This window comes from Burkholderia sp. A2 (assembly GCF_001729305.1).
Lineage (GTDB): Bacteria > Pseudomonadota > Gammaproteobacteria > Burkholderiales > Burkholderiaceae > Burkholderia > Burkholderia sola.
This window is the reverse complement of sequence record NZ_LZXX01000049.1, coordinates 1,326-1,572: the sequence shown is the minus strand read 5'-3', so window position 1 is coordinate 1,572 and position 247 is coordinate 1,326. Positions and strand designations below refer to the sequence as shown.

The following is a 247-nucleotide window of genomic DNA, read 5'->3' as shown; positions in this document are numbered from 1 at the left end:
GCGCGCCGGACGGCTCGAGCACGCTGCGCGTGTCCTGGAACACGTCCTTGATCGCCGCGCACAGCGCGTCGGTGTTGACCGTCACGACGCCGTCGAGGAATTCGCGGCACAGCCGGAAGGTTTCCTCGCCGACGAGCTTCACCGCGGTGCCGTCCGCGAACAGGCCGACTTCGCTCAGCTCGATACGCTCGCCCGCGTCCAGCGACTGCGCCATCGCGCACGAATCCTCGGCCTGCACGCCGATTAC

1 protein-coding gene is annotated in these 247 nt (G+C 68.8%); it reads right to left on the bottom strand.

Annotated elements, in window-relative coordinates:
- Positions 1 to 247, bottom strand: a 247-nt coding sequence (locus A9Z05_RS04280; RefSeq protein ID WP_141723351.1) for a pyridoxal-phosphate dependent enzyme, incomplete at both ends; no start/stop codon positions are given.